The 21,251-nt window shown below is 63.5% G+C and carries 25 protein-coding genes; 9 read left to right on the top strand and 16 right to left on the bottom strand.

What is annotated here, in order from left to right; translation table 11 throughout:
• Positions 1–9 precede the first annotated feature (9 nt).
• From NKI31_RS04265 to flhA, 7 genes are all read right to left on the bottom strand, one after another.
• Positions 10–294 (bottom strand): SCP2 sterol-binding domain-containing protein, encoded by a 285-nt coding sequence (locus NKI31_RS04265; protein WP_023671921.1) that lies wholly within the window; start codon positions 292–294, stop codon positions 10–12.
• 197 nt (positions 295–491) lie between these two features.
• Positions 492–1,040, bottom strand: a complete 549-nt coding sequence (locus NKI31_RS04270) for a hypothetical protein (protein WP_023683275.1) — start codon at positions 1,038–1,040, stop codon at positions 492–494.
• 28 nt (positions 1,041–1,068) lie between these two features.
• On the bottom strand, positions 1,069–1,485 hold the full coding sequence (locus NKI31_RS04275) for a hypothetical protein (RefSeq protein ID WP_023671919.1): 417 nt from the start codon (positions 1,483–1,485) through the stop codon (positions 1,069–1,071).
• 13 nt (positions 1,486–1,498) lie between these two features.
• A complete protein-coding gene (locus tag NKI31_RS04280; RefSeq protein ID WP_023683276.1) occupies positions 1,499–2,071 on the bottom strand; it encodes a rod-binding protein in 573 nt (190 codons plus the stop codon).
• 291 nt (positions 2,072–2,362) lie between these two features.
• A complete protein-coding gene (locus tag NKI31_RS04285) occupies positions 2,363–2,746 on the bottom strand; it encodes a hypothetical protein (RefSeq protein ID WP_352650583.1) in 384 nt (127 codons plus the stop codon).
• A 1-nt stretch (position 2,747) separates the two neighbouring features.
• Positions 2,748–3,500, bottom strand: a complete 753-nt coding sequence (gene fliR, locus NKI31_RS04290) for a flagellar biosynthetic protein FliR (protein ID WP_023714022.1) — start codon at positions 3,498–3,500, stop codon at positions 2,748–2,750.
• On the bottom strand, positions 3,497–5,584 hold the full coding sequence (gene flhA, locus NKI31_RS04295; protein WP_023671908.1) for a flagellar biosynthesis protein FlhA: 2,088 nt from the start codon (positions 5,582–5,584) through the stop codon (positions 3,497–3,499). Before flhA ends, fliR begins: the two co-directional genes overlap by 4 nt.
• A gap of 123 nt (positions 5,585–5,707) precedes the next feature.
• On the opposite strand from flhA, the gene NKI31_RS04300 reads away from it, so the two are divergent.
• Complete coding sequence (locus NKI31_RS04300) at positions 5,708–6,007, top strand: putative quinol monooxygenase (RefSeq protein WP_023683279.1); 300 nt, start codon at positions 5,708–5,710, stop codon at positions 6,005–6,007.
• Between the two features lie 39 nt (positions 6,008–6,046).
• Here NKI31_RS04300 and NKI31_RS04305 read toward each other — a convergent pair whose 3' ends face one another.
• A complete protein-coding gene (locus NKI31_RS04305) occupies positions 6,047–6,361 on the bottom strand; it encodes a hypothetical protein (RefSeq protein ID WP_352650586.1) in 315 nt (104 codons plus the stop codon).
• 170 nt (positions 6,362–6,531) lie between these two features.
• Between NKI31_RS04305 and NKI31_RS04310 the strand changes: the two genes are divergently transcribed.
• From NKI31_RS04310 to NKI31_RS04345, 8 genes are all read left to right on the top strand, one after another.
• A complete protein-coding gene (locus NKI31_RS04310; RefSeq protein WP_352650588.1) occupies positions 6,532–6,801 on the top strand; it encodes a hypothetical protein in 270 nt (89 codons plus the stop codon).
• 90 nt (positions 6,802–6,891) lie between these two features.
• Positions 6,892–7,545, top strand: a complete 654-nt coding sequence (locus NKI31_RS04315; RefSeq protein ID WP_027049833.1) for a helix-turn-helix domain-containing protein — start codon at positions 6,892–6,894, stop codon at positions 7,543–7,545.
• 37 nt (positions 7,546–7,582) lie between these two features.
• Positions 7,583–8,659, top strand: a complete 1,077-nt coding sequence (locus NKI31_RS04320; RefSeq protein WP_023695737.1) for an extracellular solute-binding protein — start codon at positions 7,583–7,585, stop codon at positions 8,657–8,659.
• A 22-nt stretch (positions 8,660–8,681) separates the two neighbouring features.
• Complete coding sequence (locus NKI31_RS04325) at positions 8,682–9,554, top strand: ABC transporter permease (RefSeq protein ID WP_023695738.1); 873 nt, start codon at positions 8,682–8,684, stop codon at positions 9,552–9,554.
• Positions 9,554–10,351 carry an ABC transporter permease gene (locus NKI31_RS04330; protein WP_023695739.1) on the top strand — a complete coding sequence of 266 codons (798 nt, stop codon included), beginning with the start codon at positions 9,554–9,556 and terminating at the stop codon, positions 10,349–10,351. Before NKI31_RS04325 ends, NKI31_RS04330 begins: the two co-directional genes overlap by 1 nt.
• Positions 10,348–11,463: an ABC transporter ATP-binding protein gene (locus tag NKI31_RS04335; protein WP_023686365.1), complete on the top strand. Its 1,116-nt coding sequence runs from the start codon at positions 10,348–10,350 to the stop codon at positions 11,461–11,463. Before NKI31_RS04330 ends, NKI31_RS04335 begins: the two co-directional genes overlap by 4 nt.
• Positions 11,464–11,513: 50 nt before the next feature.
• Positions 11,514–12,899, top strand: a complete 1,386-nt coding sequence (locus tag NKI31_RS04340) for an NAD(P)/FAD-dependent oxidoreductase (RefSeq protein WP_023695740.1) — start codon at positions 11,514–11,516, stop codon at positions 12,897–12,899.
• Between the two features lie 58 nt (positions 12,900–12,957).
• Entirely contained in the window at positions 12,958–13,326 is a 369-nt protein-coding gene (locus tag NKI31_RS04345) for a cupin domain-containing protein (protein WP_081726812.1), read from the top strand.
• A gap of 23 nt (positions 13,327–13,349) precedes the next feature.
• Here NKI31_RS04345 and NKI31_RS04350 read toward each other — a convergent pair whose 3' ends face one another.
• From NKI31_RS04350 to flgK, 8 genes are all read right to left on the bottom strand, one after another.
• On the bottom strand, positions 13,350–14,993 hold the full coding sequence (locus NKI31_RS04350) for an MFS transporter (protein ID WP_023671898.1): 1,644 nt from the start codon (positions 14,991–14,993) through the stop codon (positions 13,350–13,352).
• Between the two features lie 224 nt (positions 14,994–15,217).
• The gene (asnB, locus tag NKI31_RS04355) at positions 15,218–17,086 is read right to left on the bottom strand and encodes an asparagine synthase (glutamine-hydrolyzing) (protein WP_023691732.1); all 1,869 of its coding nucleotides are present in this window, start codon (positions 17,084–17,086) and stop codon (positions 15,218–15,220) included.
• Positions 17,087–17,157: 71 nt separating this feature from the next.
• Complete coding sequence (gene fliQ / locus NKI31_RS04360; RefSeq protein WP_023671896.1) at positions 17,158–17,424, bottom strand: flagellar biosynthesis protein FliQ; 267 nt, start codon at positions 17,422–17,424, stop codon at positions 17,158–17,160.
• 24 nt (positions 17,425–17,448) lie between these two features.
• Positions 17,449–17,856 carry a flagellar hook assembly protein FlgD gene (gene flgD, locus NKI31_RS04365; RefSeq protein ID WP_023671895.1) on the bottom strand — a complete coding sequence of 136 codons (408 nt, stop codon included), beginning with the start codon at positions 17,854–17,856 and terminating at the stop codon, positions 17,449–17,451.
• Positions 17,856–18,299: a flagellar biosynthesis repressor FlbT gene (gene flbT / locus NKI31_RS04370; protein WP_023683290.1), complete on the bottom strand. Its 444-nt coding sequence runs from the start codon at positions 18,297–18,299 to the stop codon at positions 17,856–17,858. Before flbT ends, flgD begins: the two co-directional genes overlap by 1 nt.
• Entirely contained in the window at positions 18,296–18,643 is a 348-nt protein-coding gene (gene flaF, locus NKI31_RS04375; RefSeq protein WP_023671893.1) for a flagellar biosynthesis regulator FlaF, read from the bottom strand. Before flaF ends, flbT begins: the two co-directional genes overlap by 4 nt.
• Before the next feature lie 30 nt (positions 18,644–18,673).
• Positions 18,674–19,717, bottom strand: coding sequence for a flagellar hook-associated family protein (locus NKI31_RS04380; RefSeq protein ID WP_352521408.1), 1,044 nt, complete (start codon positions 19,715–19,717; stop codon positions 18,674–18,676).
• A gap of 3 nt (positions 19,718–19,720) precedes the next feature.
• Complete coding sequence (flgK, locus tag NKI31_RS04385) at positions 19,721–21,175, bottom strand: flagellar hook-associated protein FlgK (RefSeq protein ID WP_352650592.1); 1,455 nt, start codon at positions 21,173–21,175, stop codon at positions 19,721–19,723.
• Positions 21,176–21,251 lie beyond the last annotated feature (76 nt).

The raw sequence follows: 21,251 nt of genomic DNA on the forward strand, positions 1-21,251 counted from the left end.
GCGAAGGGCTCAGCCGATCAGTTGGCTGAGGGCCATGGCGACCGACATATCGCCTTCGACCTTTATCTTGCCGGACATGAACGCCATGGTCGGGTTGAGGTCGCCGGCGATCAGCGAATCCAGATCGTCGAGCGACAGCTTTATGGTGCAGTCGGTCGGCGCGTCGGTGGTCGAGACGGTTGCGCCGTCGATGACGATGACGCCGTCACTGCCGGTATCGAACTTCACGGAATGTTCGAACCCGGCGCTCGCCACGCGCGACCTCATCTTCTCGGCAATGTCCTGAACGCTCATGACTGTTCTCCTGGTCTCGTTGCGTTTTGCCGCGCTTCAGTGACCGGCCTCCGCCGAAGTCGCTGTCTCGCGCGTGCCGCGATCCTGGTCGCTTGGCGCATATAGCTTCGAGTTGACGTAAACGTCAACGCGCGATGCGTCATCTCGTTTCAGTCGGAAGGAATGCGGCAGGGAGAACATTCACCCTGCGACGAAGGTTAGTGTTCAGCAGCGGGCTTCGCCGCCTCGGCCTGGGCCGATTCCGCCGGGGCCGGTTCGGTCGGCGTGGCCGGATCCTTGCGGCGGCGCATGGCGTTGTCGCGGATTTCGTCCTTGGTCAGGAAGTTGACCTGGTCGATCAGCACTTCATGCACCAGGTCGGCGCCGACGCGGGCGTTTACGGTGTCGCGTATGGCCTTGCGGAAGGCATCGAGATCGATGGTTTCCTTCTTGGTGAAGTCGATCTGCGGATTGGAGTAGAGATAGGAATAGACCTGATCGGTCATCAGCGCTTCGGCCGGGATCGACATCTTCTTTATCTCGGCCGGCTCGACCGTGTAGACGAGCTTGGTGAGGAAATAGCCGTCGATCTTGGAATCGCGGATCAGCGGCACCGAGATGATGTCGGTCTTGACGTAGTCGAGGCCACCCAGCATCGGTTTCGGCGTCTCGCCGACGCCGCGCTCACCGGCCGCCTGGAACGAATAGAACACCGCGCCAAGCGTGGCGGCGCAGATCCAGATCGCGGCAGCGATGAATTTGATCACCGGTTGTTCCCGCCTGTTGCCGAGATCATCAGCTCGCCCAACCGAATTCGCCGGCCGAATAGGTGCCGTCGGCTTCGGCGCGCTGAATGGCGTTCTTCAACAGCGTGGCGACTTCGTTGACCGCGTTGAGGTGGGCGAGGATTGCAGCCTCGTTTTTCGCGAGCTTCTGGCGCAGCCGCGCCAGACTGTCGCGATGCTGTTCCAGGAATTCGATCTCGTTGGCGCCCTTCATGGCGCGGGTCAGCTCATAGAGGTAGCGGCTCTTGCGGGCGTTGGAGGCCTTGAGGTCATAGCTGGTGTCGTTCTTCAAACCGGCCGTCTCTTCCTCGACCGCTTCCTCGATGCGGCCGATGATGGCGGCAAGGTTGCCCGGCCGTGCAAACGGGATCGGCGCTTCGGACGTACGCGCCGGCAGGTTGGAAGAGTATTTTGAAAAATCGGCCATTGAAAATCCTGGTCTAGATCTTGATTTCGGTTTTGATGGTCGTCTCGTCGCCGGTCATCGACCGTGCGGCCTTGCGCTGCAATTCCTCGACCAGCGAGGTGGACAGCCGGGTCTGCTGGTCGATCTCGGTCTTGTGCGGCCCGGTTGACACCGGGCCGATCGGCACGGTGCGCTTGCCGTCCTTGTAGTGGTCGGCGAGCAGCGATTTGGCGATGCCGATCCCGCCGCGCTCGGCCATGACGTCGGCGACACGCTCGGCAAGCTGCGATTTCCACATGTCGCCGGCCAGCCCCTTGCCGTAGACGCCCTCGGTGTCCTTGGGCAGCATGTTTTGGATGAAGGTCTGCAAGACCATCGCCTCGAACTTCTTGAACTTGCTGGCGGGATCGGCATTTGCGGCGGCCTTGTCGGCGGTAGCGCGCGACAGGATCGAGCCGGCATCGACCGAAGCAGCCATGTCGACAGAAAAATTACCGCCAACGCCGTTGGCCCGCTTGGCCAGCGCGGCACGGGCAGCCTCGATATCCGTCGGGTCGACGGCTCGGGCAACATCGAGAACGATGTCGCTGGGTGGAGAAATCGCCAAGAAAGTCCGCCTCTTTGCCGGGTTTCCTGAGCGACCATGCCGCAACAAGCTTGTGGCAGGCTTGCCGGTTTGAAATCCTTCGCCGGATGCTGGGCCATTGCTATCAGCAGCGGCAAGTCCGGCTGGGTCGATGCGATCTGGTCGTTTGCGGTGGGCGCTGCCGGCGTCGCCATGGTCAGATCGTAGGTGGCGTAGGCGCAGAGGCCGAACACGGCGCCGTACACCCAATACAGCCCGCCGCACGGAACGAAACCGAACGCCGTCCGCAAGTGACGCGGCTTTAACTTTCGATTATTCCTGCCCTCGCCTCTGCGCGATCAGATCGAGCCGGTCGCGGTCGGAGCGTTCGCGTTCGTCGCGGCTTCGCACGTCCTTGTAGGCACGTTCGACCATGTTGGTGCGCGCCGTCGCAGTGGCGATGAGCGTGACCTCCTGCCTGGCGCTTTCCAGGCTCGCTTCCTGCCGGACCAGCGCATTGGCGATGCGGCGATGGTAGAGGTCAGGGAACAGCACCGCCATCGACTGGTCGGCGTCGAAATGCTGGACAAGTTCCTTGGCCTCGGTTTCGGCGGTTGCGGCTGCCGCCAGGAAGGCCGCATGGCGCGTCTCGTGCAGGGCCTTCAGCTGCTCCTGCACCTTGACCAGTTTCTTCAGCCGTTCCTTGCGCGTGCTCATCTCACCTCGCCAGCGTCAGATCGACAAAGCCGTCGACGAACAGCGACAGCATGGTGCCGATGGCGAAGTAGAAGATGATCATGCCGCCGGCGATGACGAAAGGCAGCGAGATGAAGTAGACCGGAATCTGCGGCGTCAGCTTGTTGACGAAGCCGATGGTCAAATTGACGAGGATGGCATAGGCGATGAACGGGCTGCCGAGCCGGATGACCAGGAAGAAGGCGTCCGACACCGTGTCGGTGAGATCGACCAGTGCGGCCTGCGGGTTGAAGAAGACGTTGACCGGCGCCACCGTGTAGGAGGCGACCAGAGCGCGGATGATCTCGTGGTCGAAATCGAAGACGAAGAGCAGCAGCAACGCTGAAAACGAGATGATGGCGGCGAGGGCCGCCTGCGGCTCTGGCTCCTCGATGGCGGGGCCGCCGGTGCCGCCATAGCCGATCAGCATGGCGATGGCCGAACCCATGAAGCGCAGCGCCTCCATGTAGAGCCTCGTCATCGCGCCGATCAGCCCGCCGACCAAAAGTTCGGAGATGATCATCGGTGCCAGCACCTGCGGACGCGCATCGACGAAGGGAAAGATCTTGTCCCACAGGAAGGCGAGCAGGCCACCGGTGGCGGCGATCGACGCGAACAGCCGGACCTGGACCGGCACGCGGGCGCTGGACAGGCCCGGCATCAGCATGAAGCAGGCGCCGATGCGACAGAAGGCGAGGAAGGCGGCGATGACGACGCCTTGCGACAGTATGTTCACGAGATCGTCCCGAGCACCTTGATCTCGACGCCCTTGGCGATTTCGACATGGGAGAGAACGGGAAGCGTCGTGAACAGGCGCTCGATGATCATGCGCACATAGGGGCGAGCATCGGGCGCGGTGACGAGGACAAAACGCTCGCCGGCCTCGAGATGCTTGCGGATCGCCTTGGTCGCGTCCTGGCCGAATTCCTCCAACTGGCGCGGGTCGATGTCGAATTCGCGCACCTCGCCCTTGGCGTCGCGCTTGAGGCTCTGGTGGAAGGCGAGATCCCAGCGGTTGCCGAGCCGCAGCACCTTGAGCATGCCGCCCTCGGAGAGATCGCCGCAGATCTGCTGGGCCATGCGGATGCGGACATGCTCGACGATCTGCTCGGTGCGGCGCACATGCGGTGCGATCTCGGCGATAGCCTCGATGATCAAATGCAGGTTGCGGATCGATACGCGTTCGGCCAGCAGCAGTTTCAGCACCGCCTGCAGGCCGGGATAGGAGATGTGCGAGGTGCAGATCTCGTCGGCGAGCTTGCGGTATTCCGGATCCTGGCGCTCGAGCAGCGCCTTCATGTCCTTGTAGGACAGAAGCTGCGGCAGGTTGTTGCGGATCACCTCGGACAAATGCGTGAGCAGCACCGACATGTTGTCGGCAAAGGTATAGTTCTCGCGCTTCAGATCCTCGGCGAAGGTTTCCAGCACCGAGAAGGCGCGCATGCCGAAGGCCGGCTCGCGGATTTCCTCGCCGGGAACGTCGGGCAAATCCCGGTTGCCGAGCAGCACCATGATCTCGCCGACGCGCATCTGGTATTCGGCGACGACGGTGCCGTGGACCTTGATCTGATAACTTTTCGGCGGAATGCCGAAATCGTCGGCGACGCGCACTTCCGGCACAACGAAGCCGTATTGCGTGGCAAATTTCTTGCGCATCTTGGCCATGCGGAACACCAGTTCCTGATGCGACACCAGCAGCCGCGTCGACAGCTGCTTGCCGATCAGAAGCTCGATCTCGGCGGTGGTCAGCGAAGCCTTGACCGAGTTCTTCTCTTCCTCGACTTTGTTCGCCTTCTCCAGATCCTTGATCGCTTCGGCGGCGGCAGCCTCGCGGTTGGCGCGCATCGGGATGACGTAGCCAAGGCCGGCCATGCCTGCAGCCAGCGTGAAGAACGGGAAGAACGGCAGGCCGGGCATCAGGCCGAGCAGGACGAGCAGCGAGGCCGCGACATAGAGCGCGCGCGGATGCGCGCCGAGCTGGCCGAACACCGCCTGGTTGGTCGAGCCGCGCGTGCCGCCCTTGGACACAAGCAGGCCGGCGGCGAGCGAAACGATCAGCGCCGGGATCTGGGTGACGAGGCCGTCGCCGACCGACAGTTTGATGAAGACATCGGCGGCTTCGCCCATGCCCATGCCGTGCCTGATGTAGCCGATGGCGATGCCGCCGACGATGTTGATTGCGGTGATGATGAGGCCGGCAATGGCATCGCCGCGCACGAATTTCGAGGCACCGTCCATCGAGCCGAAGAAGGAGGATTCCTCTTCCAGCTCGCGGCGGCGCAGTTGCGCTGTCTTGTCGTCGATCATGCCGGCGGACAGGTCGGCGTCGATCGACATCTGCTTGCCGGGGATGGCGTCGAGGGTGAAGCGGGCGCCGACTTCGGCAATACGGGTGGCGCCTTTGGTGATGACGATGAAGTTGACCACAATCAGGATCATGAAGACGATCAGGCCGATGACGAAATCGCTGGCCATCACAAGTTTGGAGAAGCCGGCGATGACATAGCCGGCGGCGTGCGTGCCCTCATTGCCGTGCGACAGGATCATGCGCGTGGTGGCGATGTTGAGCGATAGCCGTAGCATGGTGGCGATCAGCAGCACGGTCGGGAAGGACGAGAAATCGAGCGGCCGCTGGATCCACAGCGCCACCATCAGGATCAGCACCGACAGTGCGATCGAGAAGGCGAGGCCGATGTCGATGAGGAAGGCCGGGATCGGGAGGAACAGCACGGCCAGGATGATGACGATGCCGATGGCGAAGAAGACATCGCGGCCGTTCTTGGCCACTGTTCCTGTCGCTAAGCTTTCGCTGACGGCCATATCGTCCCCAATCACAAGCCTGCCGAGCACGCGACAGCCCTTCGAGCCTAACCGGTCAAGCTTGCGCGAGGGTGGGAGGACTGGTTACTTGCCAGGACGATAGAGGCCTTGAGGAGAGAGATCATGCTGGTGATCATCGGCACCATTCGCCTGCCTGCGCAACGGCTCGACGAGGCAAGGCCGGCCATGCGGCGCATGATACTGGGCAGCCGTGCGGAGCCCGGCTGCATCGAATACTCCTACGCGCAGGACGTGCTCGACGTCGGGCTCATCCATGTAACCGAGGTGTGGAGCGACAGGGCCGCGCTCGACGCGCATTTCCGCTCGCCTCACATCGCCGATTGGCGGGCGAGTTGGGCATCGCTCGGCATAGGCGAGCGCAACCTCATGCTCTATGAGGCCGGCGAGCCGAAGCCGATCTGAGGACCGGGCACAGTCAAGAAGGCGTGGGCCCAAGAAAGTCTAGCAGGCGTTGACCTGTCTGCAGGACCATCCGCCGCCATCGGTATCGTGGCAGTCTTCATAGCTGCCGTAGCAGGTGTTCGTCGAATTGCGATACCAAGGGTAGCCGCCAGGACAGCAAACATCTTGTTGTGCAGTCTGGATAAATTCCTTTGCCGGCCGGCTTTGGCTTTCCGGATTGCCTCCCGCCAAAAAAAGAGACATCGGGTGTGACACAACAGACCTAACCGGCGTATCCATGCTTGAATTGCTCACCGCAGACGAGCTCAAAAAAATCATGCCGACAGCTAATGAAAAAAATCCCCGCGCACTCATCTTCTCCTCCTTGAGGGAAATAGAGACGGCCAAAAATAACACAGCTGCGTCGATTGCGTAAGCGATCGCTCATATACCTCGACACGCTCGCGGGGAATTGAAGCGGGGCGGCAAGCCTGACTGCGCCTCAGCGCCAGAATGGCGCCGCAAGCAGCCGGCATTATGTCGGCGTGCTGATCGTCGCCGAACTGCACAGCGATCCGTCCGATGGTGAGACGCCGGTGCTGGCGCCGGCCAAATTCCGGCATGCGGTGCTGGTGCCGACCATGAACGTCCAGTCCACCGCCGAAACCATCCAGCGCGCCGTCGCGGAGGAACTGGCGGTGGTCGAGAATTTCGACAACCGGGCCATTGTCGGGCTTTTAACCGAGGGCCATCTGATACGGCGCTACGCCGAGGAACTCGACAAGGCGCGGCGCGACCTGTCGGGCGAAGACTAGGCCTCGGCCGGCATCTTAAATGTCCCTACTCGGCGCTTGCCACGTGTACAGTGTCACTGTACAAATTGTTCAGTGGGAGAAAAAGACGGGATGAGCACCGACCAGGCTCCGGTCAAGAATGGCGTGGCCTCGACGGCGACGCATGCCCATCAGATGCTGGGCCAGCGGCTGAAGAGCCTGCGTCTCGGCCGGCGGCTTTCGCTGCGCGAACTCGCCGAGCTGACCGGGACCAGCGCCAGCTTCATCAGCCAGCTCGAGCGCGGCCTGACCGGCGCCAGCACCGCCTCGCTCAACCAGATGGCCTCGGCGCTTGGGGTGAGCGTGGCGATGCTGTTCGAGGATAGTGCCGCCGGGCAGCGCGGGGTCTTGCTGCGCAGCGAGCGGCCGAGCCTGCCGCCCAGCGACGGCTGCCGCAAGATGCTGCTCTCGCGTCCCCCTTTAAGCGACATGGAAGTCTATGTCGGCGAGTTCGAAATCGGCGGCTCGACCGGCCCAGCGCTCTACACCCATGGCGACGCGCACGAGATGCTCGTCGTGCTGCGCGGCATCGTCGAGGTTTCGCTCGGCGATGTCAGGCATGTGCTGGAAGAGGGCGACAGCATCGAATACGCGACATCGACAGCACATCGCTCAGAGAACATCGGCAGTGGCCGAGCCGAGGTGATGTGGATCATTGCGCCACCGACTTCGGTGCGCGCCGAACTCGATCAATACAGGGCCTGGAAACCGCTCGCAGCCAGGTAGGTTCAATCCATGCGGGTCAAATGGGAGAACAATAATCATGCTGAAAACAAGACATCTTGGCCTTGGCGCCGTGCTGGCGCTCGGCGTTCTGGCAACCGCAGCGTTCGCGCAGGAAAAGCCTGTCGCGGGTGAGGTCAAGGAAGGCTCGCTCAAGGGCAAGACGCTGACGCTCGTCTCCTATGGCGGCATCTACCAGGACGGCCAGGCCGCCGCGCTCAAGGAGTTCGTCGAAAAGTCCGGCGCCACGCTGCTCAATGACGGGCCGACAGAGATCGCCAAGCTGCAGGCGCAGGTCGAATCCGGCAACGTCACCTGGGACGTCGTCGACACCGCCGACCTGCCGCCTTACGTCTATTGCGGCAAGCTGTTCCAGAAGCTTGATTTCAGCAAGCTCGACGTCTCCAAGGTGCCCGAGGGCCAGGTCGGCGAATGCTCGGTGCCGGCCATGAACTACGGCGTCGTGCTGATGTACAACAAGGAGAAGTATGGGGATAACCCGCCCAAGAACTGGGCCGATTTCTTCGACACGGCAAAATTCCCCGGCACGCGCGCGCTCGACGGTTCGGGCGACCCGACGGGCGGCCTGCTGGAGCAGGCGTTGAAGGCGTCTGGCGGCGACCCGAAGGCGATGACGGCGGCCGACATCGACAAGGCCATCGATGTCATCCGCAAGCTCGGTCCCGACACGATCTATTGGAAGACCGGCGCTGAGTCGCAGCAGCTTGCCGAATCTGGCGAAGCCGACATGCTGATGATGTGGACCGGACGTGCCATGACGGCGGTGAAGAACGGCGCCAAATATGCGCCGGCCTGGCAGGACTGGCTGGTGGTGATGGACCAGATGACCATTCCGGTCGGCGTCAAGGATACGGATGCGGCTTATGCGCTGCTCAATGCCTATCTCGGCAAGGGGGCGCAGGAGATCCTGGCGCAGCAGACCTCCTATACGCCGATCAACAATGACGCGCAGCCCAAGGTCGATGCGTCGGTCGCCGCCTTCCTGACCAACACGCCCGAGCGCCAGAAGCAGGGTTACAAGCAGAACATCGAGTTCTGGGTCGAGAACTTCCCGGTGGCGCAGGAGAAGTGGTCGGCGCTGATGGCAGGCAACTGAACAGCCAAGTGAGAGCCAGGCCGTGAGCGCGTCCGAACCCATCGCCCAACCCGCCGCCCATGCGCGGCCGGGTCGGGCATGGCGGCCGTTCGCGCTCACGGCGCCGGCGCTCATCCTGCTTGTCGCGGTGATCGGCTACCCGCTGCTCACCATCGTACTGCGCAGCCTGTCGGAACCTGAGTGGGGGCTGCGGAACTATGCCTGGTTCTTCGGCGCGCCGGTCAACCTGACAGTGCTGCAGCGGACTTTCGTCATTTCAGCCTGGGTGACGCTGGTCTGCGTCATCGCGGCCTATCCCTATGCCTATCTGATGACCGCGGTCGGGCCGCGCGTCCGGCTGGTGCTTGTGCTTTGCGTGCTGATCCCGTTCTGGGTGAGTGGTGTGGTGCGAACGCTGTCATGGGTGATCCTGCTGCAGGATTCGGGCGTCATCAATTCGTTGCTGCGCTCGGTCGGGTTCGGCGGCGTCAAGCTGATCCGCACCCAGACCGGCGTTGTCATCGGCATGGCGCAGGTGCTGTTGCCGTTCATGATCCTGCCGCTCTATTCCGTGATGCAAGGCATCGACCTCAGGCTGATGCGTGCGGCGCAAAGCCTCGGTGCGCGGCCGTCGCGCGCGTTCTTCACCGTCTATCTGCCGCTGTCGCTGCCCGGCGTCTATGCCGGCGCGATCATCGTCTTCATACTGTCGCTCGGCTTCTACATCACGCCGGCTTTGCTCGGCGGCCCGCGCTCGACCATGCTGTCGACGCTGGTGCAGACGCAGGTGCTGAGCCTGCTGCAATGGGGCAGGGGCGGCGCCATGGGCGTCGTTCTGCTGGTCACCACCTTCGTGCTGCTGGCGCTGGCAGCACCTGTGATGCGGTCCAGTCATCGGGAAGCGGGGCGGCGCTGATGGAGATGAAGCCGCTCACCCGCGTTCTTCTCGGGCTCGTCTGCCTGCTGGTGGCGATATGGCTGGTGGCGCCGACGCTGGTCGTGGTGCCGATGTCGTTCAACGAAAACAAATCGCTGGCGTTTCCGCCGCAAGGCTTTTCCTGGCAGTGGTACCAGAATTTCGCCACCAATCCGGACTGGTCGAACAGCTTCCTGAACTCGCTGAAAGTCGCCTCCATCGTTGCCGTCCTGGCAACGGTGCTCGGCACGCTTGCCGCCTTCGGCCTCGACCGCATGAAGGCGCGGCCGGCGAACCTTTTGCGTATGCTGATGCTGACGCCGATGGTGGTGCCGGGCGTGGTGCTGGCGATCGGCATCTATGCCGTCTATCTCGACACGCAGCTCGTCGGCACGCTGCTCGGCTTCGTGCTGGCCCACACCATCCTTGCGCTGCCCTTCGTGCTGATCGCGGTCTCGGCCAGTCTCGAAGTGTTCGACCGCCGGCTGGAGACAGCCGCCGCGAGCCTGGGCGCCGGCGCACTGACCACGTTTCGCACGGTGACGCTGCCGCTGATCGCGCCGGGCGTGCTCTCAGGCCTGCTGTTCGCTTTCGCCACCTCGTTCGACGAGATTGTCGTGTCGCTGTTCATCACGAACCCTTATCTCAAGACATTGCCGGTGCAGATTTTTGCCTCGATCACGCGCGACGCCGATCCGACGGTGGCGGCTGTCGGCACGATCCTGCTTTTCGCGACCACGATCCTGATCGGCGGCGGCATGCTCCTTCTTGGCCGCGAGCGGAAAGGACGCCAATGAATCCGAAGCCGACAAGCAAGGGCGCGGCGATCGATCTCGAAGCGATCAGCAAGGCCTATGGCGGCTTCAAGGCGCTGGACGGCGTGTCGCTGCGCATCGAGCCCGGCGAGTTCATGACGCTGCTCGGCCCCAGCGGCTCGGGCAAGACGACGACGCTCAACGTGATTGCCGGTTTCACCGATGTCACCAGCGGCAAGCTTCTGGTCGGGGAAAAAAGCGTCGTCGGCGTGCCGGCGCACAAGCGCAACATCGGCGTCGTCTTCCAGCATTACGCGCTGTTCCCGCATATGAGCGTCGGCCGCAACGTCGCCTATCCGCTGACGCTTCGCGGCGTCGACCAGGCGACGAGGCAGACACGCGTGGCAAGGGCGCTCGACATGGTCAAGATGGGCGATTTCGCGCATCGCTATCCCAGCGAATTGTCGGGCGGCCAGCAGCAGCGCGTGGCGTTGGCACGCGCCATCGTCTTCGACCCGCCGCTGCTCCTGATGGACGAGCCGCTCGGCGCGCTCGACAAGAAGCTGCGCGAATGGCTTCAGCTCGAGATCAAGCGCATCCATCGCGAACTCGGCACCACCTTCGTCTATGTCACGCACGATCAGGAAGAGGCGCTGGTGCTGTCGGACCGCATCGCCGTGTTCAACCGCGGGCGCATCGAGCAGGTCGGCACCGGCCGCCAGCTCTATGACGAGCCGGCAACGCTGTTCGTCGGCCGCTTCATCGGCGATTCCACCGTGCTGCGCGGCAAGGCGCGCAGCGATGGCAACAGCACCGCGCTGAGCATCGCCGGCGAGACGGTGACGGTACCGCGTAAGCTGTCGGGAGAAGCCAGTCCGGTGATGCTGCTGCGTCCCGAAAAGCTCGCGATCCGAAGAGCCGGCCAAAGTGCTGCCAATGGCGCCAACCGCCTGTCGGGGACGATCGCGGAAGCCATCTATCTCGGCTCGGAATCGAAGTACGAAGTTAAGCTCGCCGACGGCTCGGCCGCGATCGTGCGCTCACCACTGACCGGCGAGAGTTTTGGCCTCGGCGACAAGGTCGAGCTCTGCTTCGACGGCAGCGATGCCAAGCTGCTCGCGGACGACGCAAGCGCCGACACCACACTCACCTGATTCCATCTGGCCTGATCCCATCTGGCCTGATCCCATCTGAAAGTCATTCCATGCAAGCCAAGCGCAACGGCGACATATCGTTCTGGTATGCGGATCTGGGGGCGGTTCCCGTTCCGCGCCCGTCCTTGCCTGGAAACATCGAGGCCGATGTCGCCATTGTCGGCGCCGGCTATACCGGCCTGTGGACCGCCTACTATCTGAAAAAGGCGAAGCCATCGCTGCGCGTCGTGATCGTCGAGCGCGAATTTGCCGGCTTCGGCGCTTCGGGGCGCAATGGCGGCTGGCTGTCGGGCGGCTTCAGCTGGTCGCGCGAAAAATATCTCAAGACATCGAGCCGCCAAGGCGTGATGGCGATGCAGGCGGCGATGGCAGGCTGCGTTGATGAAGTGATCCGGGTCGCGACCGAGGAAGGCATCGACGCCGACATTCGCCGCGTCGACAATCTGACGGTGGCCACCAACGCAGCGCAGTTGGAGCGCGTGCGCGAAGAATGCGAGACGATCCGTTCCTGGGATGTCGACCCGAACCGCGTCGAGATGCTGGACGCCGCCTCAACGCGCACGCGCATCAACATCCGTAACGTCATGGGCGGCTTCGTCGTCCATGGCCAGGCGCGGGTGCAGCCGGCCAAGCTGGTGCGCGGGCTTGCCGATGCCGTCGAGCGGCTGGGCGTGCCGATCTATGAGAAGACGACGGTGACAAGCATCGCCAAGGGCAGCGTGACGACAGACCGCGGTACGGTGCAGGCGGAGACGATCATCCGCGCGACCGAGGGTTTTACATCAGGCATCCCCGGCGAGGAGCGGACCTGGCTGGCGCTCAACAGCGCGCAGATCGTGACTGAGCCGCTGCCTGCCGACCTGTGGCGCGACATCGGTTGGGAAGGGCACGAACTGCTCGGCAATGCGGCGCATGCCTATTGCTATGCCCAGCGCACGCGTGAGGGACGCATCACGATGGGCGGACGCGGCGTGCCTTATCGCTACGGCTCGCGCACCGACGTCAACGGCCAGACGCAGCAGGCCACGATCGACCAGCTGCACACGATCCTGACGACGCTCTTGCCGCAGACCAAGGGATGCCGCATCGATCACGCCTGGTGCGGCGTGCTCGGCGTGCCGCGCGACTGGTGCACCACGGTCGGCCTCGATCCCGCGACCCGCATCGGCTGGGCCGGCGGCTATGTCGGCCTCGGCGTGTCCAGCTCCAACCTTTCGGGGCGCACGCTGGCTGACCTTGTTCTCGGGGCAAACACCGAGCTGACGAAGCTGCCCTGGGTCAACCGCAAGGTCAGGCCATGGGAACCGGAGCCCTTCCGCTGGCTGGGCGTGCATTCGATGTACCAGCTTTATCGCATTGCCGATGGCCGCGAGGCGGCAGGGCTTGCGCGCACCTCGAAGCTGGCCGCGTTGGCCGACAGCATCACCGGCCACTAAAGCCATTTGTTCTCACGCAATTCCGGGGCAGACCCCTTTCCTGGAATTGCTCTTATCCATGGAGCTAGACTTGATCGATCTTTCGACCTTCCACGATCTCGCCAAGGCCGAGATCGGCGCGTTCTCACCTAAGCCAACCTCGATTGAAGGGGATCAGGTCGAGGCCGTGCGCTCGTTCTTTCAATCGCCGGACGGGACTGTCGATGTCGGCATCTGGGAATGCACGCCCGGCCGCTTCACCGCCGATCGTTCGGACTCGTCGGAGATCTGCCACATCATTTCGGGGCGCGTGGAACTGAGCCGCATCGATGGCGAGGTGCGCGAACTCGGTCCGGGCGATCTCCTCGTCCTGCCGCAGGGCTGGAAGGGCGAGTGGCTGATACGCGAGACCACGCGCAAGCTCTACATGATCCAGAGCGCCGGCTGACCGGCGCTACGGATATGGCGAGCTCAGTGATCGATCGGCCCCTTCGGCGAGACCAGCGCGGTGCCGGCGGTCGTCGGGCGCTCGATCAGGCGGCGCACGCGCGGCGGTTCGTCGCCGCTGTGCAGCGCCCGCACCCGCTCGCCGACGACGGCGTCGGCATGGGTGGCGCGCCGGTTGTGGCGGATGTATTCCAGCCAGGTCGGCGTGTGGTAGTGTTCGATCCAGACTGCGGGATTTTCTAGGTCCCGAGCCAGCGTCCAGTTGCGGGCGCCGTCGCGGCGGCGGATGCGCCCGCGCTCGGCCATGGTGGCGAGGAATTCGGGTACATCTTCGTCGCGGATAATGTACTCTATCATGATGGCGATGGGGCCGCTGCGCGGCTTCAGGTCGAGGCCGAGATGCGGCTCCTTGAAGCGGTTGAGCGGGTCGAGGTTGAGAGTCGTCTGCTGCGGCAGCGGCAGGAACAGGCCGATGGCGCCGCCAACAAGCATCGCGATGGCCGCCGCAATCAGCGCGGTTTCGGCGCCATGCGCATCGGCAACGACGCCCCAGATCCAGCTGCCCAGCGCAATGCCGCCGAAGGTCGCCGTCTGGTAGACCGACAGCACCCGGCCGACGACCCAGCGCGGCGTCGACATCTGCACCGTGACGTTGAAATGCGACAGCGCGATCACCCAGCAGGCGCCGCCGATGAGCAAACCCGCCGCAGTCTGCCAGGCATTGAGGCTGATGGCGGCATTGAAGGCGCAGACGGCAAAGCCGGCGAAGGCCATCCGCACCATCGTCTCGCTGGACAGCAATTGTCTGAGACGCACGCTTATCAGCGCGCCGCCGACGGCGCCGATGCCGAAGGCGCCGAGCATGATGCCGTAGGTCAAGGCATCGCCCTTGACGACGTCGCGCGCCACCAGCGGCAGCAGCGCCAAAACCGCGCCGGCGCTGAAGCCGAAGGCGGAGCCCCTGACCAGCACCTTGCCGATGTTGGGCGACATGGCGACATAGCGCAGGCCGGCGCCCATGGCGGCGCCTAGCGTCTCGCGCGGCAGCGTCGAGACCGGCAGCTCCGGCTTCCAGCGGAAGAGCACGATGATGAGACCTATATAGCTCAGCGCATTGGCGGCGAACGCAGCAGCCGCACCAGCGGCGGCAACGATGATGCCGCCGATCGCCGGGCCGACGCTGCGTGTCAGGTTGAAGCCCAGTGAATTGAGTGCAACCGCGGCCGGCAGCTTGTTGCGCGGCACCATGTCGCCGACCGATGCCTGCCAGGACGGGTTGTTGAGCGCCGTGCCGCTGTCGATTAGGAAGGTGAAGGCAAGCAGCGTCCACGGCGTCATCCAGCCGTTCCAGGTGAACAGCGTTAGAAGTGCAGAGACGACCAGCATGAAGATTTGGGCGATCAGCATCACCTTGCGCCGGTTGAAGCTGTCGGCGATGGCGCCGGCGACGAGTGCAAACAGCATGATCGGCAGAGTGGCCGAGGCCTGGACCAGCGCCACCTGATAGGGCGACGTGGCGATGGTGGTCATCATCCAGGCGGCGCCGACGCCCTGGATCAGGCCACCGAAATTCGACACCAGGCTGGCCGACCAGACGGCGCGGAAGATGCCGTGCCGGAACGGCGCCAGCGCCGAAACGCGTTCGCTGTCCGGCTCGTCATCGATCATCAGACCTGTCCCACCTTAACGTGCTGGTTTCGTCCGCGGGGACGACAATCATGGCATCCGTTTGAAATAGAGCACGACATCCAAAAGGGCGAACGCGTCTTCGAAAAAGATCATGGTCCAACAACAGGATAGCAAGGGCGAAAATACGTCAGCCGGGAATGGTCCGCTACCCAGAGCGATGTTCTCATTGGTCCACTGCGCGGGGCTGTCGGCCGCGCGCGAAGTCAGCTTCTGTCCCGGGCAGCGGTATGCAAGGCTTCGGTCAGCGTGCCTGTCGTCTCGCCGCCGGCGTGAAGGCGCAGGAAAAGCTCCATGCCGACAAGCCGCAGCCTGGACGGTTGCTCGCGCCGCGCCAACTGGACCATGTCCTCCAAATTCGCGGCGGGCCATTTCAAGGCATCGCGCAGGAAACCGCCGCGTAGCAAAGTCTCCGTGCCGGCCGAAAATTGCGACGACATCTCGAAGCCGATCTTGCGCGCCTGGACGTTCTGGCGCGGAATATGCTTTTCAGCGACCTTTCGCAAAAGCCATTTTCCTGTTTTGTCGCGGTATTTCTGCCGCCTCGGCAAATGGATGGCGAAGTCGATCAGGCGGTTTTCCAGGAACGGGACCCGCAGTTCCACGGACGCCGCCATGCTCAGCCGGTCGTGCCGGTGCAGGATGTCCTGCAGATGCGAATAGAGGTCGTAGAGGCAACTACCGAGAAAGGCGCGATCCGCGGGCGGCATAACCGGCTCCAGGCGGTCGAAGATCTCGGTTTGCAGAAAATTCAGCTCCGGCGACAAAGCACGCAGGACCATGCTGCGATCCATTTGTGAGTGGCTTCCAGCCGAGACCTTGTAGGGGGCATGACGCTGTTGCTCGAATCTCCGGTCGAGCGAGCGCTTCGAATGGACCAGGCGCCGGGGCCACGACCAGGAACGCCACTTCTTCATGCTCAAGGCCTGCAAGGGGTAGCCGCCAAACAATTCGTCTGCGCCTTCGCCGGTGAGCAGCACCTTGACGCCATCGGCCCGGCATCGTTCGGCAAGCGCCAGCAGTGCGACATGGCTGGCGTGCCAGCCATCGCTTTCAAGATGCCAGATTACCCTTGGCCAAAGTTCGAAAAACCGGTTCCTGTCGACCGGCACCCGGCGCAAGGGCACGCCGACATGGCGGCCGGTGCGTTCGGCGTCTTCGGCCTCGCTGTTGCCGAGCTGCGGGTCGACGACATAACCGTGGACTTCCGGCCTGAACCGCTTTGCCAGCGCCGTTATCAGGCCGGAATCGACACCGCTGCTGCAGGCGGTGGCAACGCTGGTATCGGCGATGCAGTGAAGTCCGACGCTGTCCTTGAGCAACGCCTCGAGCGTCGCCATGTGTTCAGCATCAGCGGATGCATCGCCGGTAATGCGCGCGGTCTCCAGCACGTCCAGCACATGCCAGAAGCGGCGCTTCTCGATAACGCCATCAGTGATCTTCCACAGGCCGGCGGGCGGCAGGCGCTCGATGCGGTCGAACAGGCTGTAGCTGGAATCGCGGCTCTGCCAGGCAAGCCGCAAGGTGATCTCGCGGCTGTCGATGTCGCGCGGAAAACCGTCGCAGGCGAGGATCGCCTTGTCCTCCGAGGCGAACAGGATTCGCTCCGGCGTGTCGGCCACCGACATCGGCTTGATTCCAAGACGGTCACGCGCAAGCCACAGCGCACTGCTGCGAGCGTCGAAATAGGCGAAGGAAAACATCCCGTCGAACAGCGGCACGGCTTTTTCGGGGCCCCAGTGATGCAAGGCTTCGAGAACCACTTCGGCATCGCAGATGGTTCGAAAGACGACGCCTTGCGCCTGCAGCGTTTCGCGCAGCGAGCGGTAATTGTAGACCTCGCCATTGTAGACGAGAACGCCATCGCCGGAAGAAGTCAGCATCGGCTCACGGGCGGCGGGCGAGGGATCGATGATGGTAAGTCGGCGGTGACCGAGCGCCAGCCGATTGTTGTGCCAGCTGTCATGATCGTCGGGGCCGCGATGTACCAACGCCTGCATCATGCTGGCGACATCCGACAGGTCGTTGGCGTCGATCGGGTTTCGTTTGCGCCAGACGCCGGCTATTCCGCACATGGCCTGCCGGTGAGTTCTGCCTGAGTCATGGCCTGCAATCTAGCCGGAACACAGCCGCCTGCAAGCGCTGCCTAGAACCCGTTTTCAATGCGCTCGAAAATGACGTTGGTGAAGGCCGAGATCTGGCTGCCGATGAACGGACCGGTCAGCGCCACGACCAGCATGATGGCGACGATCTTGGGCACGAAGGTCAGGGTGATTTCCTGGATCTGGGTCAGGGCCTGGATCAGGGCAATGCCGATGCCGACCACCATGGCGACCAGCACCACCGGCGCGGAAGCAACAAGCACCGTCCATACCGCGTACTGGACGATGTCGAGTGCGTCGGCCTCGTTCATGTGAGCGCGCCTCTATGGAACTGTCTAGCTGGCCGGCTTTATCGAAACGCCCGCGCCGACCGGCACTTCGGTGCCGTTCTGCAACACGGCGATCACGCCGTTGCTTGCAAGCTTGACCGAGGCCACGACGCCGGTCGTCTTGCCGTCGGCCGAGGTGATCGAGCGGCCGATCAAGGCATCGGCCTGCGACAGCGCCGAGGACTGCATGATCTGGTCGAGCTTGGTGTTGGTCTGCACCGATTGCTCTACCTGCGAGAAGGTGGCGAGCTGGGCGACATACTGCGTCGAATCCATCGGTTTCGTCGGATCCTGGTTCTTCATCTCGGCGATCAACAGCTTCAGGAACGACTGGTAGTCGACCGCTGTCTTCGACGTCTGCTGGGTACCCTGGTTGGCGCCCGTGGGGATCGTCGTCGTCATGTCCACATTCATCAGTATTGTGCTCCCACGGCCAGCGGGCGCTTCGCACCCTGAACATCGTCATTGCCGCCAAGTGCGCGGCGTTCGAGCGGATAAAGCGCGCGGATAGCCTTCAGCGCTTCATAGATATGGTCTTCGCCGACCATGCGGTCGATCTGCTTCAGCGCGCCACTGATCTGCTCATCCTCGAAGCTTGCCAAAAGCAAGGGCAGCGAGCGGCGGAACATGGCGCGCGCCTCGATGGCGCCGGCCGGGTTCATCAGCATCACCTGCAGGATGAAATAGAGCTGCTTGAGCGGCGTCGAGGCATCGTCGGCCTGGATGACATGGTTCTCGAGCAGGAACTGTACGTCGTTCATCAGCTCGACGGTGACCTTGCGGTCGACGCGGATGACGGCGCCGTTGATGTAGATCTTCTCGTTCGGCTTCAGCGATATCTTCAGCGTGTTGGTCATTGAATGCCGTCCCGGATGATCTGGGACACTTCGATCAGCCCTTCGAAATTGTCGGTGCGGCCCTGGCGGATGTCCTCGGCCTCGCGCAGCAGCCACAGGCCGATGGAGATGAGGTTGGCGCGCAGTTCCTTGGGCAGGACATTGTCGCTGGAACCGAGATCCTCGACGAAGGTGGTCCAGACCCGGTTGGTGAAGTGCAGCGCCTCGACCGCTTCCATCGAGGTGTGGCCGACCGCCGCCGCCGCCGCCAGCATTTCGATCGAGCGGGTCAAAAGCTGCCGCTCGCGATCTTTCGCATCGGCAACGGAGTCGGTCTGGATGTCGGCGTAGGAGAATTGGTACATCGTTTGGCTCTACCGTTGCGGTTGAGATTGTCAGGTCAGGTAGTTCAGCAGGCTCATCTGCTGCAGGCGCGCGGTCAGCGCAAAGGACGTCTCGATATGCTGCGTCAGATCCGCGACGCGGGTGGCGGCCTCGGCCGGATCGACGCCCTCCAGATCGAGAATATGGCGCTCGAACAGGTCGACCTGCGTCTTCATGCGGTCGCTGGCGTCGGAGACCCGCTTCTCGGCAAGGCCGGTCTCGGCCTGCAACTGGCCGAGTCCGCCCAGCGCCTCGCCGACCATCGCCTGGGCGCGACCGACGACGGTGGTCTTCGCCGCCTGGCTGATGTTGCCGGAGAGCAGGCCGGTGATCAGGGCGGAAGCCATGGCGAGCTTGCGGATGCTGTCTTCATTGGCGCTGGCCGAGGTCTGGGTGGTTTCGCCCAGCGAAATGCGGCTGACGATCTGCTGGTCGGTGGCGTTCGACCAGTTGGCCTGCCAGCCGGCGCCCATGAACTGCGGCACGACATTGCTGGTGATGAAGCCGTCCATCTGGGCGGCGGTGATGTTGGCGGCGAGCGGATCGGTCTGCGTGAAGCCGAAATACGACGAGAAGGAAGCGTCGAACGCCGCCTTGGCCGGCGAGCCGGCGGCAGTGAAGTCATCGATCGGCTTGACGTCGGTGTTGGTGCCGGCAAACAGATATTCGCCGTTGACGCTGGCGTTGAGGATAGAGGTCATCTGCTGCACGGCGGCCTTGCCGGCTTGCTGCGTGATGGTGCTCGAGGAATTGCCGGCGGCGGTCAGTGCGGTCAGCAAATTCTGCGCAGTGTCGGAAAGCTGGCCAAGCGCAGCCTGCGTCGAGGACAGCCGAGCGGTGACCAGCGAATTGGAATCGATGATGACGTTCAACCGGTCGAGGTCGCGCGAGAAGGTGACCGCCTGCGAGGTGCGCGCGCCGAGCGCCAGACCGACATCGGCGACGGTGCCGGTCGTCGATTCCTTGGTGGCTTTGACCAGTTCGCCCTGCATGCGCATCTGCTGATAGCGCGCGGCGTTGGAGAGAGCGGCTGAGGAGACGGATGTGGCTTTCATGGCTTATCCCACGGCATCGAGCAGGGCCGACAGCATGTCGTCGACGGTTTTCATCATGCGCGCCGAGGCCTGATAGGTGTGTTCGAGGTCGAGCAGCAGCGACATCTCCTGGTCGACATTGACGCCGGTGTCGTTGGACAGCGCCTCGGCGGTGCGCGATGCCAGCGCTTCCTTGGCGTCGGCGTTGCTCGAGGCCTGCTGGCGCTGGCCTTCGAACCAGCCAATGGCATTGGCGGCGTAGTCGGACACGCTGGACGTGACGGTGATGCCGGCCGCAGCGTCGAAAGGCATCGGCTTGTCGAGCTTGTCGCCATAGCCGATCAAGAGCTGCGAATAGGAGGCGTTGCCGGCAGTGTTGGCGATATAGGCCGCACCATTGGCGCCGCCGTCGCGCAGCAGCACCGGATTGCCGCCGACGCTCGGGTCCATTGCGGCGTTGACCTTGATCGAGCCGGCAAGGCCGTCGATCAGCGTGCCGGCGGCCGGAATGGCGGGCGCACCCGACCAGGTGAACAGGCCGGTTCGGTCGGGCTGCGAAGGTGCTGTTTCGGCAAAGGCGGTGATGAGGCCGCGCGCGACTTCGTCGAGCTGGCTCTGCATCGTCGCCGCGATGCCGTCGCGCAAGGTGATGAGCCCGGCGAGCTTGCCGTCGGCGCTGGTGTTGCCGCCAGCCCCGGCGCTGACCGGCACATTGTCGATGTAGATGGTGTTGCCTGGTGTGCCGGCCGTGTAGCCCGCCGACGGGGTGAAACTTACCGAGCGCGGAATGGTCTCGAACAGTGTCGTGCCATCCTTGGTGGTGATGACCATGTCGTTGTCGCCACGCGTGAAGGTCGACACCGGCACATAGTCCGCGATCTTCTTCAGCAAAGCGTCGCGCTGGTCGAGCGCGTCGGATGCGTCGGTACCCGAACGGGTTGCGGAGATGACCGCCTTGTTGGCGTCCTGGAACTGACTAAGCAGCGAGTTGAGATCGTTAACCGCCGTTGATATCTCGCCATCGGCCTGGGTGCGGAAATCCTGGATCGCGTTGGTGCCGTCGTTCAGAGCGCGCACCACCTGCTGGGCCGCGTCGATGACGCTGGAGCCGAGGTTCTGGTTCGATGGCGTAGCGGCGTAAAGCTGCAGCGCGTTCTGCAGCTTGCCGATCGCGGTCGAGGCAGAGGAGGCGTTGTCGACGCCGTTGACGGCAACGGCGAGGCGGTCAATTCCGCTGTAAAGCGTGCTCTGGCCGCTCCATGCCGATTGCGCGCTAAGGTTCTGGCGAAACAGCAGGGCGTTGGTGGCGCGCTGGATCTCGACCGAGCGGGCGCCGGGCGCGCTGCTGACGACGACCGCCGTGCGGCGGGCATAGTCGGGGTTGCTGGCGTCGGCAATATTGCGGGAAAGGACGCTGGTCTGCTTCGATGTGGTCTGAAGCGACTGTTGGGCTATGGTCAATGCGGAAGTCAGCGACATGCGGGTCTTTCACGAGGCCAGTGGGGAGGGGATGACGTCTCTGCCCTGTCGGCGGCGTCGGCGTTCGGAAATCTGC

The organism is Mesorhizobium sp. M0659, assembly GCF_040320605.1.
Lineage (GTDB): Bacteria > Pseudomonadota > Alphaproteobacteria > Rhizobiales > Rhizobiaceae > Mesorhizobium.

What these genes read in the sequence shown, in the direction of transcription:
- NKI31_RS04265 (WP_023671921.1), bottom strand. Translation starts at nt 294, where the DNA reads ATGAGCGTTCAGGACATTGCCGAGAAGATGAGGTCGCGCGTGGCGAGC.
- NKI31_RS04275 (WP_023671919.1), bottom strand. Translation starts at nt 1,485, where the DNA reads ATGGCCGATTTTTCAAAATACTCTTCCAACCTGCCGGCGCGTACGTCC.
- NKI31_RS04285 (WP_352650583.1), bottom strand. Translation starts at nt 2,746, where the DNA reads ATGAGCACGCGCAAGGAACGGCTGAAGAAACTGGTCAAGGTGCAGGAG.
- flhA (WP_023671908.1), bottom strand. Translation starts at nt 5,584, where the DNA reads ATGGCCGTCAGCGAAAGCTTAGCGACAGGAACAGTGGCCAAGAACGGC.
- NKI31_RS04300 (WP_023683279.1), top strand. Translation starts at nt 5,708, where the DNA reads ATGCTGGTGATCATCGGCACCATTCGCCTGCCTGCGCAACGGCTCGAC.
- NKI31_RS04305 (WP_352650586.1), bottom strand. Translation starts at nt 6,361, where the DNA reads ATGAGTGCGCGGGGATTTTTTTCATTAGCTGTCGGCATGATTTTTTTG.
- NKI31_RS04315 (WP_027049833.1), top strand. Translation starts at nt 6,892, where the DNA reads ATGAGCACCGACCAGGCTCCGGTCAAGAATGGCGTGGCCTCGACGGCG.
- NKI31_RS04320 (WP_023695737.1), top strand. Translation starts at nt 7,583, where the DNA reads ATGCTGAAAACAAGACATCTTGGCCTTGGCGCCGTGCTGGCGCTCGGC.
- NKI31_RS04330 (WP_023695739.1), top strand. Translation starts at nt 9,554, where the DNA reads ATGGAGATGAAGCCGCTCACCCGCGTTCTTCTCGGGCTCGTCTGCCTG.
- NKI31_RS04335 (WP_023686365.1), top strand. Translation starts at nt 10,348, where the DNA reads ATGAATCCGAAGCCGACAAGCAAGGGCGCGGCGATCGATCTCGAAGCG.
- NKI31_RS04340 (WP_023695740.1), top strand. Translation starts at nt 11,514, where the DNA reads ATGCAAGCCAAGCGCAACGGCGACATATCGTTCTGGTATGCGGATCTG.
- NKI31_RS04345 (WP_081726812.1), top strand. Translation starts at nt 12,958, where the DNA reads ATGGAGCTAGACTTGATCGATCTTTCGACCTTCCACGATCTCGCCAAG.
- NKI31_RS04350 (WP_023671898.1), bottom strand. Translation starts at nt 14,993, where the DNA reads ATGATCGATGACGAGCCGGACAGCGAACGCGTTTCGGCGCTGGCGCCG.
- asnB (WP_023691732.1), bottom strand. Translation starts at nt 17,086, where the DNA reads ATGTGCGGAATAGCCGGCGTCTGGCGCAAACGAAACCCGATCGACGCC.
- fliQ (WP_023671896.1), bottom strand. Translation starts at nt 17,424, where the DNA reads ATGAACGAGGCCGACGCACTCGACATCGTCCAGTACGCGGTATGGACG.
- flgD (WP_023671895.1), bottom strand. Translation starts at nt 17,856, where the DNA reads ATGAATGTGGACATGACGACGACGATCCCCACGGGCGCCAACCAGGGT.
- flbT (WP_023683290.1), bottom strand. Translation starts at nt 18,299, where the DNA reads ATGACCAACACGCTGAAGATATCGCTGAAGCCGAACGAGAAGATCTAC.
- flaF (WP_023671893.1), bottom strand. Translation starts at nt 18,643, where the DNA reads ATGTACCAATTCTCCTACGCCGACATCCAGACCGACTCCGTTGCCGAT.
- NKI31_RS04380 (WP_352521408.1), bottom strand. Translation starts at nt 19,717, where the DNA reads ATGAAAGCCACATCCGTCTCCTCAGCCGCTCTCTCCAACGCCGCGCGC.
- flgK (WP_352650592.1), bottom strand. Translation starts at nt 21,175, where the DNA reads ATGTCGCTGACTTCCGCATTGACCATAGCCCAACAGTCGCTTCAGACC.